The sequence below is a fragment of the Paenibacillus sp. NPDC058177 genome (assembly GCF_042883835.1).
GTDB lineage: Bacteria > Bacillota > Bacilli > Paenibacillales > Paenibacillaceae > Paenibacillus_AQ > Paenibacillus_AQ agri.
In genome coordinates, this window is the sequence record NZ_JBHVVB010000002.1 from 820,883 (window position 1) to 838,816 (window position 17,934).

The window sequence follows — 17,934 nt, forward strand, 5'->3', positions numbered from 1 at the left end:
ACACCATAAAAGAAAGAGCCAACTTAACGGTTAGCCTGTCGTGTCATGAAACGATTCTTTTTTTGCCAATCTCAATTCCTCCTTCACCAGTCGTCTTAATAGTGACAAAGAGGGCCACCTCCTTAACTAACCGTTTGAACAATGAAAAGGAGGCTACATCCTCAACTAACGGCATTTTTGCACCTTATTTTACTTTAAAATAGACAAATGAGGTAAATAAGGGCATTATTGTATCTTATTTTCCGAAAAAGTACACTGGACAGGGTATTCTGGAAAATTTAAGGTACAATATTGCACTTAATCTCCACTAACCCTCAGATGTAGAGGATTTAAGGTACAAAAATGCCGTTAATTACACTTTGATAATCCTTACCCTCCCTGCCCCAGATACTTGCGCAAGCATTCTTTGCCTCAACAAAAGAGGGCCATAAGCAACAACATCATTAGACCAGCAACAATAAAAGCGTCTTAGGCGCAAAAAAAGCTGCGAGGCTAATACCCCCGCAGCTTTCATTTTTATTCAGACCCTATTTTACCAAAGAGTAATTCTATCTTCTGGAGCAATATACATTGCATCACCTTTTTTCACGCCAAACGTAGAGTAGAAATCATCAGTGTTACCAACCACGACATTTACCCTGAATTTTACAGGCGGATTAGGATCGATGGCTAGCAGCAATGGTTCAATTTCAGGAACAACCTTCTGTCTCCACACAGTTGCCCATGATTTATAGAACTCTTCCAGATTTGCATCAGGCAATTGTTTAGCGGCTTCAAGCGCAACCTGCAGTCCGGCAATGTCGGCAATATTTTCTGGAAGTGTCCGTTGTCCGTTGATTTTTTGGCCCAGATACTCTAATTTGTTATATTGGTCAACAACAGCCTTAGTTTTGGCTTCGAATTTCTTAAAGTCTTCGGCTGTCCACCAGTTGGTCCGATTTCCAATCCCATCAAATTTAGAGCCATTGGAATCAAAGGTGTGAGAGATTTCATGCCCGATAACCGCACCTATAGCGCCGTAATTCTGGCTTGCACTTTGATTTTTATCATAGAATGGCGCCTGAAGAGCCGCAGCTGGGAATGTAATGGTGTTAGTCAGCGGTTCGGAGATCATATTCGCTGTGTTTGCTGCTATTCTCCACTCGTTCCGGTCAATGAGCTGATCAATTTTTGCAAATTTGCTTTTCGTAAAGACTGCTTGGATCGCCTGGTTGTTCTCATACAATGTCTTGCCCGCATCGACCTTAAGCGAATCATACATTTCATCCAGTTTGTCCGGATAACCAATGTGCACTTTCAAATGATCCAGTTTTTTAATCGCTTCTTTTTTCGTCTGCTCAGACATCCAGTCATTTTTCAGGAACTTATTTTTGTAAACGCCAATCATATTGTCTGCCATCTTGGAAATATCCTGCTTTGCTTGTTCTCCAAGATAAGTCTTGCCATAGTATTGTCCAGCAACCTCTTTGAAATTAGCGTTGACAATATCGTAGATCGTGTCATCCGTTACTGCCGTTTGTTCCTGGCCGGCGGCCCCTCTGCTCAATTGCGTAGATTTTGCTATCATTTCATCGGATAGTAGAGTCGCAGAGTTTAATACAAAAGTGGCGTAGGTCCAGCTTTTGATTTTCTCCCAATTTTTCTCATTAATAAACTTATCCAGATTGTTGAAATAATCCATTTTCATCAATGAGACCTTCTCTGGTGTTTTACCCGTTACATCGACGATAAATTGTTCGAGATCAATATTTTTACTATATGCCTTTAGCTCTTTCAATGTTTTTGGAGTATAAAAGGATTCAACGTTACTCTGATCTTCTGCCGTCATTGTATATTGGGCAAATTCTGCTTCGAATGCTACCGCTTCACCGGCAATTCGTTCTGCTGCTTCTTTGGTTTCCCCAACACTTACCAATAGATCTGCCAGCATGTTCTTGTATAGCCCTACCATTGCTTGACCCTGAGGATTGTCAGGTGTATACATACTCTTTTCAAATTTCGGTTTAGGGGAATTGATGTACAGGATCGTTCTCGTTGCATCCTTCATATCGGACAAGATATCCAAAGTAAAGGGTAAGGAGAGACCTCGAACATAGAGATCTTTTTGATTTTTTGAAAAATCCGCCAAACTGTTTATCGATTTAATTTTTGCAATGTCACCTTTAATGGCTTCATATCCCTGTTTGTTCAGGGTTCCCCGATCAGCGGCAAGTTTATAGTACTTAATCATGTTGCCGAGCTCGTCATCTGTTTTGTCGCGTCCTTCAGCTGACATCTTTGTTATATCCTTCAACAGCTGTTTTCTTACTACAGCATCAAGGTCACTTAATCCGCCTATGATTACTTTACCTGCCGGTATTACGGTCGATGCCTTCCATTTCGCATTTACTGCTTCATAGAAGTCGTCTTGTAGTCTAGTTGCTGCAACTCCATTGGAAGGCTGCTGCTTCGAGGTAAGGCTGACCTGGCGCAGCGACTGATTCCAGGCAACTTTGTAGCCTGCTGTTTCAGCGATAAACCGGAGCGGCACATACGTTACATTCTGGATTTGCTTTGGCGCTGCATCCAGCTTGATTGCTTTTCCGTTGACAGTTGCACTCGTGCTACCTACTTTAAGGGATAACGTGAGTCCAACCTTGGTACCGCTTAAGGTACGGGTCTTGGCATCCCATTTCACTTGAACACCCAGCTTCTCCAGTAGTGGCTGTACCGGGACAAGTGTCACTCCTTTTTCAACGATCGGTGCAGACTTACTGAACTGGATTTGCTGACCATTCAGTGATACGGATAAAGCCTTTTCTGCTGCATGAACGGATGAGAGTCCAGAGGTAAGTAAGCTTAAGGATAGTATTGTAGCGCTAAGTTTTTTCATCTGCTGTAAGCTCCTTTTTATGAGTTTATATAGTAGAAAGATGTTTCAGGGAAATTAGATAATAACTGCCCTTCCACTGACAGCGACCATCATCATGTCCTGGCGGACAACTGCGTAATTGGTGCCCACGCCGATATACTCCCTTACTGGGGAACCAGTCACGATTGCGGTGGTTGTAATAATCAAGTGACTACCTCCTAAGAACAACTAGAGTGTTGTCCGTTGCTCTGAACCTATTTCTTTATTAATGCTATCCTACCAGCCCCAGTGAAACAGAGCCTAAACGAATAGATAAACATTAGCTTAAGTTTGCTGCCTCAGTTTAGGTTCTGTTAATGTGAGTAGGCTACTATGGTAAGGGGTGAAAATGATGAGAAATCTATCTGATATTAAAATCGCAATCGTCGACGACGAACCTTCGATTGTCACGATGCTGCAAATGGTGCTTCGCAGGGAAGGATTCCATCAACTGTACGCAGCTTCCACCTGTGCAGAAGCACTCGACTTAGCGGAGCGTATAGCCCCTGACATCGTTCTACTCGACATTATGCTCCCCGACGGCAGCGGACTGGATCTCTGCTCCAAGCTCCGCGAATACGGGAATCCGCATATTTTGTTTTTGACTGCCAAGGCTTCCGATCTCGATGTTCTGCGCGGCTTTGCCATGGGCGGGGACGATTATATTACGAAACCATTCAATCCCCTCGAAGTGACCGCGAGAATTCAGGCACGCATACGCCGTTTGGAGCAGGAAGCTCCCATAGCAAATCCAGTGAAGCGACCCGATTCAGGGGTTTACCGGTTCGGCCGCTTCACCGTCAACGAGGCAGAAGGCGAGCTGATCGTGGAGGGACAACCCGTTCCTTGTCCCGCACAGGTCTTCCAGCTGTTGCTGCACTTCTGTAAGTTTCCCGGGGTGGTATTCTCCAAAACACAGCTCTACGACAAGGTTTGGGGAATCAACGGACAGGGCGACGATTCCACCGTGATGGTGCATATCCGGCGCATCCGGGAGCGGATTGAGATTGATCCCGGCAATCCGAAGCTTTTGCTTACCGTACGTGGGCTCGGCTACAAACTGGTAAAGGAATCGCAGGAGCGATGAAGATCCAACAACGTATGGCTTTTCACTTCACATACCAACTGATCTTTTATGCCCTGGTAATTCTCGCCCTCTCTTTGGCTGCCAGCGTCCTGTTCTACCAGAACATAACGAATAATGATTTACGACGAAACTTTCCGGATGGCGCTTTGCAGCTTATTGCCCAAGAAGCAACTTCTAAGAACGGTGCGATTCAGCTCTCCCCCGAGTGGGACAAGCTCATCACGGAGAAAGGAATGTGGCTGCAGGTTGTCAATGCTGAAGGAGAAGTAATCTACAACGTCAATAGCGTTTCGCATCCATCACTACCGGTCTCTTACTCCACCGCCGGACTGCTGGATATCCAAGAAACACGCACGATTGGGACGTATGCCGTACACACTCAGTTAAATTTTGCTTCTAACGGGCCGCTGCTGTACATACTGGGCTACCATAGTTCTGAACTTGATCAGCTCATGTCCTGGTTCAATGCCTATGGGCAACAGGGAAAGGTGCGAAGCGACGCGGTTTCTCTCCTGGAGCAGCAGCTGCGCGAGACTGGCTCCTACCTGCAGGTAATCGACCTTGAGAGCCATATTGTACAAGGCATCGGCGATAAAGCTTACGAACAGAAAGCTTATCGTCCGCTAGATATTCTGACGATCCAGCAATCACCGAGCTACTATGACACGAATATTGTCACTCATCGAGACGAGCGGAGTGGCATGAAATGGATTCTCTATACAACCAATACAGCAGGAAAACCATTGAAGCACCCTGTGTATGATTCGGCAACGCATAACCTCACCTGGTTTGCAGGTCTTGTCCTGCTCTTGGCGGTGACCATCTCCATCTGGCATGGTAATCGCTACGGTCAGCCGCTGATTTTGTTCGCAGGCTGGTTCGAACGGATGGGACGAGGACAATACAACGAGGTGCTGACCGCCAAGGATAAGCGCAAAATATTTCGCCGCAACGGCACGATACGAATTCGTTACAGACTCTATAAAGAAGTGATAGAATCCTTCTATCGAATGGCCGATCAATTGGCTCAAACTGAGAAGGAACGAGAACGGCTGGAGAAGACGCAATCGGAGTGGATGTCAGGGATCTCGCATGATCTGCGTACGCCCCTGGCTACGATTCAAGGTTATGGTTATATGCTGGAGAGTTTGCCTGAATGGAGTAACGAGGATATGCGGACTATGGGCACGACGATTCGGGAAAAGGGAGAGTATATGCTTGAGCTGATCTCCGACTTTTCTATGATTCATCAGCTCAAACAAGGAGATTCGATCATGGAGCTTCGCGAAATGGATCTGGATGAGTTGATACGCTGCTCTGTACTGAAGTACGTTAACGACGCCACCATGTCGGAATATCAGTTTCACTACGTTGGGGATGAGCTTCCCCTACTGGTAAAGGCAGATGAGATTTGGCTACAGCGGCTGATGGATAACCTGCTGTCCAACGCCGTGAAGCATAACCCGCCAGGCGTGGTCGTTACCGTCTCTATCCGTAAGGTGGACAACAAGGCATGCATACGGGTAATCGATAATGGCAAAGGGATGGACGAGGAGACGCTCCATCATTTGTTCAAACGCTATTACCGGGGAACGAATACTGAAGAGAAGACGGAAGGCACCGGGCTCGGGATGAGCATCGCCAAAACAATCGTGGAAGCGCATGGCGGCGAAATCCTTGTTCAATCCAAAGTATGGCAAGGTACGAAAATTGAGATTTGGTTGCCCTGCTAAGTGAAAACCGGCAAGGCCTGACTCCTTTCCATCCTAGTGAGAGGGCAATCATCGTCATTAGATCAGCAAAAATAAAAGCGTTTGTGTTGCAAAAAAGCTGCTAGGTTAATAACCCGCAGCTTTCCTTTTTAAGCATATTCTATTTTAGCAGAGAGTAATTCTGTTCTATGGGGCAATGTGCATTTTATCGTCTTCTTTCACAGATGAATCAGGCGACGGGTCTTGACACGCTTTGGGCGCTATCGCGCCCTCTTTCGCGGCGGAGGATAATCGGAACCGTAATCGCTGCAGCGATCGCCAACACCGGAGCTAATGCACCAGCGAGAGGAAACGACGACGAGCCATTCGTAGAAAAAATGCTAAAGTCCCAAAGTCCGTGCAGGAGCATGGCGAACACGAGCGATCCGGTAGACCTCCGGGCAAGATAGAAGATCGAACCGAGGCCGAAAGCGATCAATACCTGGAACAAGGCACCCGCCCCGATGCCCAGGAAGATGTTCGGCAGGTGGAAGACTGCGAACATCGCGGTTGCAAGCAACCAGACCCCGGTTTCACCGAAGCGGCTGCGCAGAGCGACTATCAACTGACCCCGGTTGATCATGTCCTCATTGAAGCCGACCAAGATACTACCCACAATGAGATACAGCCACATGAGGGGCGTGAAACGGCTGAAGTCACCGATCAGCATGTTCACGATCGCGATGACCATCATGATGATCGGAAGAGTCATCGTCCATCGTGAAAGACGCTGCCTTTCCAGCAGACTGGGGCGCCACCATCCGTAGATCGTGACCATTGTGATGGTCAGCACGGCACCGCCGGACAGTGGTATTACGTACCAGAGAAGAAGGGTCTGCGCACTCTCGCCTATTCGCGGGTAGTCGACACCATTGAGCACAAAGATCGCGTAGAAGACTGCGCTGTAGAGGAAATAGGTGAGAACACCCCATCGTACACGGGGACGAACTCGAAGGGCGGGATCCGAAGATTCTTGCAGCATGTCCCTATTATTTGACATCATAAACACTCCCACTATAAATTATTATTTTTATAACCTCACTGCTTTCACGTAATGTCGGGTGGCGTGCTCTGACTGAGTAGATGAACTAACGCTTCAACCAAGTAGTTCATAAGTTCCGGTTCGAATTTCGGAAAAAGCTGCAGATCCCACTCCCCTAGCGCTATTAGCGTTTCGATCGTCTCCAGTTCCTGTAGCGATTCGCCCAACATCTGCTCGATTATCAGCTTTATAGTAAGCGCACGCTCCTGCACAAGGTGATGTTCCGGTGGTAGCCCTTGCTTGGACATCACGAGCAGATCGTTCACCGTTATCATGATCTTACGTTCTACCTGATCTCGTTCTTCCGGGCTCAATCCACTTAGTAACACCGATTGTACGAATGTATCCGGCAGACGTTCGGAGAGCCATTGCTTCTGCTCCTCCTCATGCTGAATGGAACGAACCATCATCAGAATAAGTCCTGGATCAATCGTGTCGTTATCATCAACGATTGCTATTGCCCGTTCAACCGTATCCACAATGCGCTGAATATGCTGCTGCTTCTTCAGCAGCAGCCCATATTGCAGCTTCAGAGAAGCATTAAAATCCTTGCCGTCCTGCTCCAAATACTCGCTGATATCTTCCAAGGAGTAATCTAAATATTTTAAAGCCAATATTTGATGGAGTCGGAACAAATCCTCATCAGAATAAGTACGGTATCCACCCTCGGTGTATCCGCTTGGCTTGAGCAGCCCCTTGCGGTCATAATATCGCAAAGTAGGTGTCGACGTTGAGGTCAATTTCGAGAATGAACCAACGGTATAATGCTTCTTACTCATCTTACTCAGCCCCTTTCTAGTTTCAGTATAAAGCTTAAAGTTACTTTAACCTCAAGTCCTTTTTTTGGACTCTAATTAAAAAAGATCTCCATATTAGTTCAAACTCCCCATAACGAGTAGGATTTTCTGGGTAAACAAAATAGCCAGCCACCGTTGGATTTCCGGCGACTGACTGATTAAACTGGCAAGGTGCCTGTGAAGCCTGTCTTACTAATGGAGAACAGTACCACTTTCAGGTTGATTTAATCCTGCCTCTTGTTCGTTTGGTTTGACACGCTTCATAAATAACGAGATGAACAGGGCGATAATCGACATGACACCAGCAAAAATAAAGGCGCCTTTGATGCCAAAAACAAAGGAAGAAGGCAAATGAGCTAACATCGCAGAATCTAGTTGAGCAAGATTAAGCCCATTACTCATATCAAATCCTTGATCACGCAAATAGTTTACTTGACCTGTCGCTAGCATCGTCATCGCCAGCGCACTGCCAATCGCTCCAGCCACTTGCTGCAGCGTACTCATTATTGCTGTACCGTGTGGATAAAATTCAGCCGGCAACTGGTTCATCCCATTGGTTTGTGCTGGCATCATGACCATCGACAAAGCTAACAATAATGTACAGTGCAAGGCAACAATAAACACGGTTGGGGTATTCACCGTAATCGTTGAGAAGAGAAACATAACGGCACCAATTAAAATCAGACCAGGTATAATTAGCCTTCTTGGTCCATACTTATCAAACATTTTACCCATAAGAGGACCCATTATACCACTAATGAGCGTACCAGGTAGCAAGAGCAGTCCGGCCTGTAAGGTGTTTTTTCCAAGACCGTTCTGTAAAAGCATCGGCAGCAACAGCATAGATGACAAAAGCAGCATCATCACTACAATGAATAGCACCACCGACAAACTAAACATTGGAAAACGGAACGTACGGAGATTCATGATCGGTGATTCTATACTCAATTGACGCCAAGTGAAGAGAATAAGTGCTGCTACGCCGACAATTATAAAAGATATAACCAACATACTACTCCAGCCACTCTCGCCGGCTTTGCTGAAGCCGAATAATAGACTGCCAAAGCCGATTGTCGAAAGCAGTAGCGAAAGGATATCAATTTTCGGACGTGTAATCACGGATATATTTTTCAAGAAGATTATGCCGAAGATTAGTGAGATAAAAAGAACTGTGCCGGAAATCCAGAAAATCCAATGCCAAGACAGCTTTTCAATAATTAAACCGGCAACGGTTGGACCAGAAGCAGGCGCAAGCGTCAATACAAGTCCCATCAATCCCATAGCTGCACCGCGCTTCTCCGCCGGGAAAAGAATCAGTATGGCATTCATCATAAGGGGTAAAAGTAAGGCCAGACCAGCGGCCTGGAAAAAACGTGCCACCAGAAGCACTTCAAAATTAGGCGCTAATCCAGCAATGATTGAGCCTAGTGTTGAAAAAGAGAGCGCAGCAATAAATAGTTGTCTCGTTGTAAACCATTGAAGCAGCAGACCAGACACTGGACCTAAAATACCTAGTACTAACATATAACCTGTAGTCAGCCACTGGATAGTAGTCGGGCCGACTTGTAACTGCTTCATAAGCTCTGGAAGTGCAATATTTAGGGCTGTTTCGCTAAACATGCCAATGAAGGCGCCTAATAATAAAGAAATAAGAATGGGTGCTGCTTTTACTTGTTTTGTTACATCCGTTTGAATAGATGCTTCCATGTCTCACTCTCCACTTCGTCCATTAAGATTGGTAAATACTTCATATAGGTAGTTCTTAAAATCAGGCGGGAAGCTGCCCGGGTAGAGCTGCCAATTCGTCTCCTCCAATGCGCTCCCAATTTCGCTGGTCCCCAGCCCTTGTAGTGATTCTCCAAACCACTCCTCGATGATTTGCATTAGAGCAAGCGCACGCTCCTGCACAAGGTGATGTTCCGGCTGTAGCCCTTGCTTGGACAGGATGAGCAGATCATTAAGACCTATTGTGATCTCACGTTCTACCTGGTTCCGTTCTTCCGGGCTTGCTTCGCTCATAAATATCGATTGTACAAGCGTATCCGGCAAACGACCGGAGAGCCACTGTCTCTGCTCCTCCTCATGCTGAACAGAACGAATCATCAGCATGAGGAGCCCAGGATCAATCGTATCGTTATCCTTAACGATCTCTCTAACTCTTTCAATCGTAGCCACAACGCGCTGGATATGCTGCTGCTTCTGTAGCAACAACTCATGTTGCATCTCCAGAGAACCATGAAAATCCTTGCTGTCCTGCTCCAAATACTTGCTGATTTCATCTAAAGAGTAATCAAAATATTTTAAGTTTAATATTTGATGGAGCCGGAACAATTCGTCATCGGAATAGATACGATGTCCCTTTTCATTGTAGCCGCTCGGCTTGAGTAACCCAGCGCAGCGTTCCTTCCGTGGTCGAGGTCAGTTTTGCAAATGAACCAATCGTATAATACGTCTTACTTATCGTGCCCACCCCCTTTCTAGCGCCAGTATAGCACCTGAAGTTACGTCAGGAGCAAGCACTTCTTTGAACTTTAAAAAGGGCTAACCTCACGGTTAGCCCTTTAGTATTTTGAACGATGATCATCTACATGCTAATGTTTTTTCACCTTAAAGCCTGCCTGCTCCAGCAATGGAACAATCCCCTTGTCGCCCAGCATGTGCCCAGACCCCACTGCAACCAAATGAGTTTGTTTTTTATCACTGTTCAGATAGTCTTTAATCTTCTCGAACATTGCTACATTGCGATCGGACATTATGCCTTTGTAATATTCAGGATCCCAGCCAGTTGATTTGCTTGCTTCAGCCAAGGCGTTATAATCGCCTGCTTTCCATATTTTCGGGAAGAAATCCGCAGGAACATCCGGAGCAGGGGGAACCACAGATTTGGGATCCAGACTTAGGAGTAGAATTCTTTCTTGTAGAGCGTCGGAGTAGCTATTATTAAGCCGGTAATTACCTTCCGTAGTTTCCAGCGAAATAACAGGCTTTTTCGCTTTGTTGGCCTTATTAATAAGGTACAGGTCAATACCCATTCCCGTTTCTAAGCCGTCATCTGCAATATTAGAGTAACTAATCTGTCCCTGGATCACCCACGGCTTTAAGTTATCAAAGCTATTTTCCGGCATTTCACGGGCGTTCAAGAATGATTTAAGTTTTGCATACGTTTCTGCGGAGACATGATTACTCAACGTATCCCCGTCTTTATAAAAGCCCAGTTCCATTAACTGTTGTTGTACTTCTTTGGGATCAATCTTTGACATGTCAACCTCTACGCTCAAATCATCAGCATCATTGAGCGCACGCTCAATCTCTGGACGCAGCGGGTACATGCTATCGTCGGCTACGTGAACTGTACCTAACAGATAAACGGTGTTGCCTTTGTTCTCTACCTTCCACATAAATCCATGGCTTCCTTCTGACTGTTTCCCAGAGGTCAGCATCACCTGGTGCAGTGACGGATTCCAGGCCACCTGATAGCCTGCAGTTTCAGCGGCAAAGCGGAGCGGCACATACGTTTCATTCCCGATTTGCTTTGGTGCTACATCGAGCTTGACTGCTTTGCCGTTTGCAGTAGCATTAGTGCTGCCAATCTTCAGGGAGAAGGAGAGACCTTCTTTCGAACCGCTGACGGTACGGGTCGCTTGATCCCATTTCACTTGAATGCCCAGCTTCTCCAGAAGGGTACGCATGGGAACGAGTGTCACCCCTTTTTCGATGATCGGTGCAGATTTGCTGAACCGGATCTGCTCTCCGTTGAGTCCTACAGATAGAGCTTTCTCTGCTGCTTGAACAGAAGAAAATGCAGAGGTAAGCAAGGATAGAGAAATTAATGCAACACTAAGTTTTTTCATTGGTGTGTAGCTCCTTCTAGTTAGAATAATAAAAAGTGGCTTTCTAGCATCATCTTATCGCTTGACGTTACGTCAAGCGCAAGCATTCTTTTGGGCATATCAGCACAAAAAAGAGCCATAACCGAAATTCCCCTATCGAATGGAGTAGTTTAGACAACATTCGATGAATAAATTTAGGCATGACTCTATCAAATTAAAATTCAATCCGAAACATATAGAATAGCTATCACTTATATGGACCTAATCATTCGCCCTCTCCTTCAATCAGCGAAACCATCATATGAAAAAAACACCTCACTCAAATAGTTCTTAAATTCCGGATCGAAGTGACCTGAGATCAATTGCGGATCCATCTCCTCCAGAACTCCTACCGCTTCGTTCTTCCACAGCTCCTGCAACGGTTGTCCAAACGCCTGCTCGTATATCGGCTTCAGAGGAAGCGCATGCTCTTGTACAAGCGGATGATCCGGCGGCAGCCCTTGCTTGAACATGACAAGCAGATCATTAAGCGTCATCATCAGCTCACGTTCTAACTCAAGCTGTTCCTCCAAGCTTGAACCACTCATAAACATCGATTGTACGAGTGCATCCGGCAGACGATCGGACAGCCACTGCTTCTGCTCCTCCTCGTGCTGAATGGAATGAATCATTAGCATAATAAGCCCGGCATCGATCGTATGATTGTCCTTAACAAGCGCTCTTACCCGTTCTATCGTAGCCACAACACGCTGGATATGCTGCTGTTTCTGCAGCAGCATATTATATTGCATCTCCAGAGAAGCGTTAAAATCCTTACCGTCCTGCTCTAAATAGTTGCTGATGTCATCCAAGGAGTAATCTAAATATTTTAAGGTTAATATTTGATGGAGTCGAAACAAATCCTCATCGGTATACATCCGATGTCCCTGTTCATTATAGCCGCTTGGCTTGAGCAACCCCTTGCGATCATAAAAGCGCAGCGTACGTCCCGTCGTCGAGGTTAATTTAGCGAATGAACCAATGGTATGGTAAGTCTTACTTATCTTTCTCATCTCCTTTTTAGTGTCAGTATAACGCCTGACGTAACGTCAAGCTCAAGCATTATTTCTTTGATCATATCAACAAAAAAAGAGTCATAGCCAAAACTCTCCAATTGAATGATGTTGCCTGAACAGCATTCAATGGAGAGGGATGGTATGACTCAGCCGGCTGGTTGTGACACACTTTGGGCGCGATCGCGCCCTCTTTCACGGCGGAGGATGATCGGAACCGTGATCACTGCAACGATCGCCAACAACGGAGCTAGTGCACCAGCGATGGGATACGACGACGAGCCATTCGTAGCGAAGTTGCTGAAGTCCCAGAGTCCGTGCAGGAGCATGGCGAACACGAGCGAGCCGGTAGACCGCCGGGCAAGGTAGAAGATCGAACCGAGGCCGAAAGCGATCATTACCTGGTACAGGGCAACCAACCCGATGCCCAGAAAGATGTTCGGCAGGTGGAAGACTGCGAACATCGCTGTTGCGAGCAGCCAAACCCCGGTTTCGCCGAATCGGCTGCGCAGAGCGACTATCAACTGACCTCGGTTGATCATGTCCTCATTGAAGCCGACCAGGATGCTACCGACGATGAGATACAGCCACATGAGAGGCGTGATACGGGTGAAATCGCCGATCAGCATGTTCACGATCGCGATGACCATCATGATGATCGGGAGAGTCATCGTCCACCCGGAAAGACGCCGCTTTTCCACCAGGCTGGGGCGCCACCATCCGTAGAGCGTGACCATTGTGATGGTCAGCACGGCACCGCCGGACAGCGGTAATACGTACCAGAGAAGAAGGGACTGCTCACTCTCGCCCACTCGCGGGTAGTCGACGCCGTTAAGCACGAAGATTGCGTAGAAGACTGCGCTATAGAGGAAATATGCAAGAACACCCCACCTTACGCGGGGACGAACTCGAAGGCCGGGATCCAAAGATTCCTGTAGCCTGTCCCTATTAATTGACATCATAAACACTCCCACTATAAATTAATATTTTCTTTCAGTTCCTAGTCTACGGGTACTACTAACTCTGTCTTCTGGAGAAACATATATTGCATCGTCTTTTTAAAATTAGTTCCTCCGTTGTTAGAGGTATTATTTCTGCATGCTGATGCGGAAATTATAGCAGCCCAAAGCTACTTAAATTCTACTGTTTTACCACCTTGTATCCCGCCTTCTCCAACATAGTAACCAGACCAGAGTCGCCCGCAAAATGTGAAGCGCCAAGGGCAATCATATACGTTTCTTTTTTATCACTGTTCAGATAACCTTTAATCTTCTCAGCCATTGCTAAATTGCGGTCAGTCTGCATACCTTTGAAATAGTCATCATCCCAGCGAAGCGCATCGACAAATTTAACCAAGTTTTTTTCATCGCCAGTTTTCCATACTTTCAGAATATCATCCATCGACATTTCAGTAGCAGAAGAAGGCAAAGAATTTGGATCCAAAAATTGAAGGAGCAGCTTTTCCTGTAGAGAGTCGGAGAAGTTGTTGAAGACCTGGTACTGGGACTCAAAAGTCTCTAGCCCAATAATTGGCTTTTTCGTATTGATGGCTTTGCCCATGAAATACATGTCAATACCCATACCTTCGTCTAAATATTGTTTTGCCCCCAGAATGGTCCCCATCTGTTGCTGAGCGTACCACGCCTTGATGTTATCGAAGCTATTTTCCGGTAGTCCGTTTTCTTTCAGGAATACGGTAACTTTGTTATAGGTTGCTGCAGAGATATGATCCTTCAGTGTGGTTCCGTCTTTATATTCACTCACATCAGTTATCAGTTTAGTTAATTCGTCGGGGACGACCTTTGTAAAGTCGACCTCTACGCCCAAGTAGTCAGCAGCATTGAACGCATTCTCAATCTCCGGACGCAACGGGTATATAGTCTTGTCGACGGTGTGGATTGTACCAAGCATATACACGGTGTTGCCTTTATTCTCTACCTTCCACAAAAAGCCTTTGCTGCTTTCGGATTGTTTTCCAGAGGTAAGGCTAACCTGGCGCAGCGATTGATTCCAAGCCACTTGATAGCCTGTAGTTTCAGCAGCAAAGCGGAGCGGTACATACGTTACATTCTTGATTTGCTTTGGTGCTGCATCCAGCTTAACCGTTTTCCCGTTTACCGTGGCATTCGTGCTGCCAATCTTCAGGGAGAAGGAGAGACCTTCTTTCGAACCGCTGACGGTACGAGTCGCTTGATCCCATTTCACTTGGACACCCAGCTTTTCCAGGAGCGGACGCAATGGGACGAGTGTCACTCCTTTTTCAATGATCGGTGCGGAGTTGCTGAACTGGATTTGCTCGCCGTTTAACTTTACGGATAAGGATTTTTCCGCTGCTTGAACGGAAGAATATGCAGAAGTAAGCAAGATCAGGGAAAGTAATACAGCGCTAATTTTTTTCATTGGTATATAACTCCTTCTAGTTGGAATAATAAAACGCAGTTTTAATCGTTTGAGTTCTTAAGCAACCTTTTTATATCCGATTTCTATATCTGTCTTTATCTCTATCTCTATCTCTATCTCTATCTCTATCTCTATCTCTATAAGCAACCTTCAATATGCGTCGACGGACAACTTCGTTTGGGGATGTAACCTATTGCTCTTCCTTCATCTTCTCCTCCCACATACGACGGAACAAATGAACGAACGCCTCAGACAAGTATTTCGCAAAGCTAGGCTCAAAGTTCGGGAAGAGCTGCGGATCCACCTCCTTCAGCACTCTTCCCGTCTCGTTCGTCCCTAGTTCCTCTAGCGGGTGTCCAAGTATCTGCTCAAAAAACAGCTTTAGAGCAAGTGTGCGCTCCTGTACAAGTGGATCATCCGGCGGCAGCCCCTGCTTGGACATAACGAGTAGATCATTAAACACTATCATCAGCTCAGTTTGCAGGTTTACTTCAACACTAAATATAGATTGTACGAGTGAATCCGGTACACGCTCGGAGAGCCACTGCTTTTGCTCCTCCTCATGCTGAATGGAACGAATCATCTGCATAATAAGCTCTGGATCAATCGTATGGTTGTCCTTAACAATCGCTCTTGCCTGCTCAACCGTATCGACAACGCGCTGGATATGTTGCTGCTTCTGCAACAACAGCTCATATTGCAGCTCCAGAGAAGCATTAAAATCCTTGCCATCCTGCTCCAAATATTCGTGGATTTCATCCAACGAGTAGTCTAAATATTTTAAGGTTAATATTTGATGGAGCCGGAACAAATCCTCGTCGGAATAAGCACGGTATCCCTTTTCGCTGTAGCTGCTTGGCTTAAGCAATCCCTTGCTATCATAAAAATGCAGCATCCGTTTCGTCGTTGAGGTCAGTTTAGCGAATGCACCAGCGGTATAATGTCTCTTATTCATCTTTCTCAGCCCCTTTCTAGCATCAGTATAAGGTGTAACGTTACGTTACACTCAAGCATTTTTTTTATTCTATTTAAGATGAACTTAAAATCCTAACATAGGGCTCGGTCGTCACTACGGTGGAATGTTTGGACTTCCGGTCGTTATTGTCTCCAGATTTTTGGATTATACCGCTATTAGCGGATAAAATCCGGAGACTGCCTGTGCTTCCGATGCGAGCTTTCCTGCGGAAAGCTTTCAGACGAGCGCTTCGCTCCTACAGTTCCAAACTTCCCCCTTCACTCCTTCTCGCTTTTTGTTACTTTCTTTTGTTTATCTTATATAGTCAAAAAAAGAGCTCCCTAGTCAAACTCCCTATATCAAATGGAGCTGCCTGAATAATAAAAAACTAAATAAAAATAGGGCTAACCTAATGGTTAGCCCTGCAGTATTATGAACGACTACTTAGATAACAACTGCTGTTCCACTAACAGCGACCATCATCATGTCCTGGCGGACAACTGCGTAATTGATCCCCACGCCGATTACAGCGTTGGCCCCCATCGTCGAAGCGTGCTGGGTCATTTCTTTGAAGGCCGCGTCTCTTGCCTCCCTTAGCTTGGTTTCATAGGCTTTCGAACGCCCGCCTACCAAATCTCTAAATGAGGCAAGAATATCCCTCCCGACATTAGCTCCCATAATGACTTCACCGGTTGCCACACCGACATATTCTCTGACTGGGGAACCTTCAACGACTGCGGTTGTTGTAATAATCAAGTGTTTCCCTCCTAACAAACAAATGGATTGGAGCTAAACTCCTGGAGAAAATAACAGAGCCAACCTAATGGCTAGCTCTACCGTGTAATAAACAAGAATGAGTGCTATTGTTTTGTTACTTTGAAGCCTTCCTTTTCCAGCGATGGAACGATTCCTTCATTACCCAGCAAATGCAGCATTCCAACGACAACCAGGTAAGTCTCTTTTTTATCACCATTCAGATAGCCTTTAATCTTCTTGGTCATTTCTTCGTTGCGGTCATTGATTAGACCTTGGAAGTATTCAGCATCCCAGCCAGTAGTGGTGAACTCATTCAAAGCTTTTTCATCGCCCTGAAGCCATATTTTGTTCAGATAATCTATCGATACATCCGGAGAAGGAGGCGTCACAGATTTAGGGTCCAGGTTCTGCAGCAGCAGCCTTTCCTGCAAGGCGTCTGAGAAATTGTTGTTCATTTTCATCTGGGACTCCATAGTTTCTAGTGAGACTATCGGTTTTTTTGCTTCATTAGCCTTTTCAATCAGATAATTATCAATCCCTTTTTCTGGCGTAAAGCCATCCTTTGCAACTTGAATGTTCATGATCTGTTGTGTGACGAACCATGACTTGAAAATATCGAAGCTATTTTCGGGCATTCCATTGGCTTTCAGGAATGAGGTAACTTTTTTATACGTGTCTGCAGAGATATGATCCTTCAGTGTGGTTCCGTCTTTATAAACACCCAATTCCAATACCTGTTTTTGTAAATCTTCGGAAGTGACTGTCGACATATCGACCTCTCCCCCTAAGTAGTTGGCAGCTTTTAACGCATTCTCAATCTCCGGACGCAGCGGATACATTCCTTCGGGTACATGATGGATTGAACCCATCACATACACCGTGTTACCTTTATTCTCCACCTTCCACAGAAAGCCGCGGCCTTCGGAATGCTGCTTCGATGTAAGAGTAACCTTGCGCAGTGATTGATTCCAGGCCACTTGATAACCTGTAGTTTCAGCGACAAAGCGTAGCGGCACATAGGTTACATTCCGGATTTGCTTTGGCGCTGCATCCAGCTTGACGGCTTTGCCGTTTGCAGTGGCGTTTGTGCTGCCAATCTTCAGGGACAAGGAAAGGCTTCCTTTGGAGCCGCTGACGGTATGCGTCGCTTGATCCCATTTCACATTGACGCCCAGCTTCTCCAGAAGAGGACGGAGTGGGACAAGGGTCACCCCTTTTTCTACAATTGGTGCGGAATTGCTGAACTGGATCTGCTCACCGTTTAGCCATACGGACGAGGCCTTCTCAGCTGCATGAGCGGAAGAAAGTCCAGAGGTAAGCAGGCCCAGGGTTAGTATGGTAGCGCTAAGTTTTTTCATTGATATACAGCTCCTT

At 46.0% G+C, this 17,934-nt stretch carries 15 protein-coding genes and 1 pseudogene; 2 read left to right on the top strand and 14 right to left on the bottom strand.

From position 1 onward, the window contains the following. Nucleotides 1–532: 532 nt before the first annotated feature. Entirely contained in the window at nt 533–2,872 is a 2,340-nt protein-coding gene (locus tag ACFVU8_RS13680; protein WP_387427877.1) for a M13-type metalloendopeptidase, read from the bottom strand. A 54-nt stretch (nt 2,873–2,926) separates the two neighbouring features. Next, complete coding sequence (locus ACFVU8_RS13685) at nt 2,927–3,058, bottom strand: hypothetical protein (protein WP_379468132.1); 132 nt, start codon at nt 3,056–3,058, stop codon at nt 2,927–2,929. Between the two features lie 184 nt (nt 3,059–3,242). Between ACFVU8_RS13685 and ACFVU8_RS13690 the strand changes: the two genes are divergently transcribed. Together ACFVU8_RS13690 and ACFVU8_RS13695 are read left to right on the top strand one after the other, a co-directional pair. Then, on the top strand, nt 3,243–3,977 hold the full coding sequence (locus ACFVU8_RS13690; RefSeq protein WP_379468324.1) for a response regulator transcription factor: 735 nt from the start codon (nt 3,243–3,245) through the stop codon (nt 3,975–3,977). Next, on the top strand, nt 3,974–5,710 hold the full coding sequence (locus tag ACFVU8_RS13695) for a sensor histidine kinase (protein WP_387427879.1): 1,737 nt from the start codon (nt 3,974–3,976) through the stop codon (nt 5,708–5,710). Before ACFVU8_RS13690 ends, ACFVU8_RS13695 begins: the two co-directional genes overlap by 4 nt. A gap of 208 nt (nt 5,711–5,918) precedes the next feature. Here ACFVU8_RS13695 and ACFVU8_RS13700 read toward each other — a convergent pair whose 3' ends face one another. From ACFVU8_RS13700 to ACFVU8_RS13755, 12 genes and pseudogenes are all read right to left on the bottom strand, one after another. Beyond that, nucleotides 5,919–6,731 carry a CPBP family intramembrane glutamic endopeptidase gene (locus tag ACFVU8_RS13700; RefSeq protein ID WP_379468137.1) on the bottom strand — a complete coding sequence of 271 codons (813 nt, stop codon included), beginning with the start codon at nt 6,729–6,731 and terminating at the stop codon, nt 5,919–5,921. Between the two features lie 44 nt (nt 6,732–6,775). Then, a complete protein-coding gene (locus ACFVU8_RS13705) occupies nt 6,776–7,549 on the bottom strand; it encodes a MerR family transcriptional regulator (RefSeq protein ID WP_387427881.1) in 774 nt (257 codons plus the stop codon). 210 nt (nt 7,550–7,759) lie between these two features. Then, complete coding sequence (locus ACFVU8_RS13710) at nt 7,760–9,274, bottom strand: DHA2 family efflux MFS transporter permease subunit (protein WP_379468141.1); 1,515 nt, start codon at nt 9,272–9,274, stop codon at nt 7,760–7,762. Between the two features lie 3 nt (nt 9,275–9,277). Then, complete coding sequence (locus tag ACFVU8_RS13715) at nt 9,278–9,778, bottom strand: hypothetical protein (protein WP_387427883.1); 501 nt, start codon at nt 9,776–9,778, stop codon at nt 9,278–9,280. A gap of 54 nt (nt 9,779–9,832) precedes the next feature. After that, nucleotides 9,833–9,946, bottom strand: a pseudogene (locus tag ACFVU8_RS13720) (MerR family transcriptional regulator); the annotation flags it as partial. Between the two features lie 212 nt (nt 9,947–10,158). Then, on the bottom strand, nt 10,159–11,418 hold the full coding sequence (locus ACFVU8_RS13725) for a TraB/GumN family protein (RefSeq protein ID WP_387427886.1): 1,260 nt from the start codon (nt 11,416–11,418) through the stop codon (nt 10,159–10,161). Nucleotides 11,419–11,678: 260 nt separating this feature from the next. Continuing rightward, nucleotides 11,679–12,449, bottom strand: a complete 771-nt coding sequence (locus ACFVU8_RS13730; protein ID WP_387427887.1) for a MerR family transcriptional regulator — start codon at nt 12,447–12,449, stop codon at nt 11,679–11,681. 149 nt (nt 12,450–12,598) lie between these two features. Then, nucleotides 12,599–13,411 carry a CPBP family intramembrane glutamic endopeptidase gene (locus ACFVU8_RS13735; RefSeq protein WP_387427890.1) on the bottom strand — a complete coding sequence of 271 codons (813 nt, stop codon included), beginning with the start codon at nt 13,409–13,411 and terminating at the stop codon, nt 12,599–12,601. A 178-nt stretch (nt 13,412–13,589) separates the two neighbouring features. Next, a complete protein-coding gene (locus ACFVU8_RS13740) occupies nt 13,590–14,849 on the bottom strand; it encodes a TraB/GumN family protein (RefSeq protein WP_387427891.1) in 1,260 nt (419 codons plus the stop codon). A gap of 190 nt (nt 14,850–15,039) precedes the next feature. After that, nucleotides 15,040–15,804: a MerR family transcriptional regulator gene (locus ACFVU8_RS13745; RefSeq protein WP_379468154.1), complete on the bottom strand. Its 765-nt coding sequence runs from the start codon at nt 15,802–15,804 to the stop codon at nt 15,040–15,042. 444 nt (nt 15,805–16,248) lie between these two features. Then, nucleotides 16,249–16,560 carry a YbjQ family protein gene (locus tag ACFVU8_RS13750; protein WP_379194440.1) on the bottom strand — a complete coding sequence of 104 codons (312 nt, stop codon included), beginning with the start codon at nt 16,558–16,560 and terminating at the stop codon, nt 16,249–16,251. 104 nt (nt 16,561–16,664) lie between these two features. Continuing rightward, on the bottom strand, nt 16,665–17,918 hold the full coding sequence (locus ACFVU8_RS13755) for a TraB/GumN family protein (RefSeq protein ID WP_387427893.1): 1,254 nt from the start codon (nt 17,916–17,918) through the stop codon (nt 16,665–16,667). Between the last annotated feature and the right edge of the window lie 16 nt (nt 17,919–17,934).

Bases quoted from the DNA above. Each gene is read 5' to 3' on its own strand.
- ACFVU8_RS13680 (WP_387427877.1), bottom strand. From the start codon at position 2,872: ATGAAAAAACTTAGCGCTACAATACTATCCTTAAGCTTACTTACCTCT.
- ACFVU8_RS13690 (WP_379468324.1), top strand. From the start codon at position 3,243: ATGAGAAATCTATCTGATATTAAAATCGCAATCGTCGACGACGAACCT.
- ACFVU8_RS13695 (WP_387427879.1), top strand. From the start codon at position 3,974: ATGAAGATCCAACAACGTATGGCTTTTCACTTCACATACCAACTGATC.
- ACFVU8_RS13700 (WP_379468137.1), bottom strand. From the start codon at position 6,731: ATGATGTCAAATAATAGGGACATGCTGCAAGAATCTTCGGATCCCGCC.
- ACFVU8_RS13705 (WP_387427881.1), bottom strand. From the start codon at position 7,549: ATGAGTAAGAAGCATTATACCGTTGGTTCATTCTCGAAATTGACCTCA.
- ACFVU8_RS13710 (WP_379468141.1), bottom strand. From the start codon at position 9,274: ATGGAAGCATCTATTCAAACGGATGTAACAAAACAAGTAAAAGCAGCA.
- ACFVU8_RS13725 (WP_387427886.1), bottom strand. From the start codon at position 11,418: ATGAAAAAACTTAGTGTTGCATTAATTTCTCTATCCTTGCTTACCTCT.
- ACFVU8_RS13730 (WP_387427887.1), bottom strand. From the start codon at position 12,449: ATGAGAAAGATAAGTAAGACTTACCATACCATTGGTTCATTCGCTAAA.
- ACFVU8_RS13735 (WP_387427890.1), bottom strand. From the start codon at position 13,411: ATGATGTCAATTAATAGGGACAGGCTACAGGAATCTTTGGATCCCGGC.
- ACFVU8_RS13740 (WP_387427891.1), bottom strand. From the start codon at position 14,849: ATGAAAAAAATTAGCGCTGTATTACTTTCCCTGATCTTGCTTACTTCT.
- ACFVU8_RS13745 (WP_379468154.1), bottom strand. From the start codon at position 15,804: ATGAATAAGAGACATTATACCGCTGGTGCATTCGCTAAACTGACCTCA.
- ACFVU8_RS13755 (WP_387427893.1), bottom strand. From the start codon at position 17,918: ATGAAAAAACTTAGCGCTACCATACTAACCCTGGGCCTGCTTACCTCT.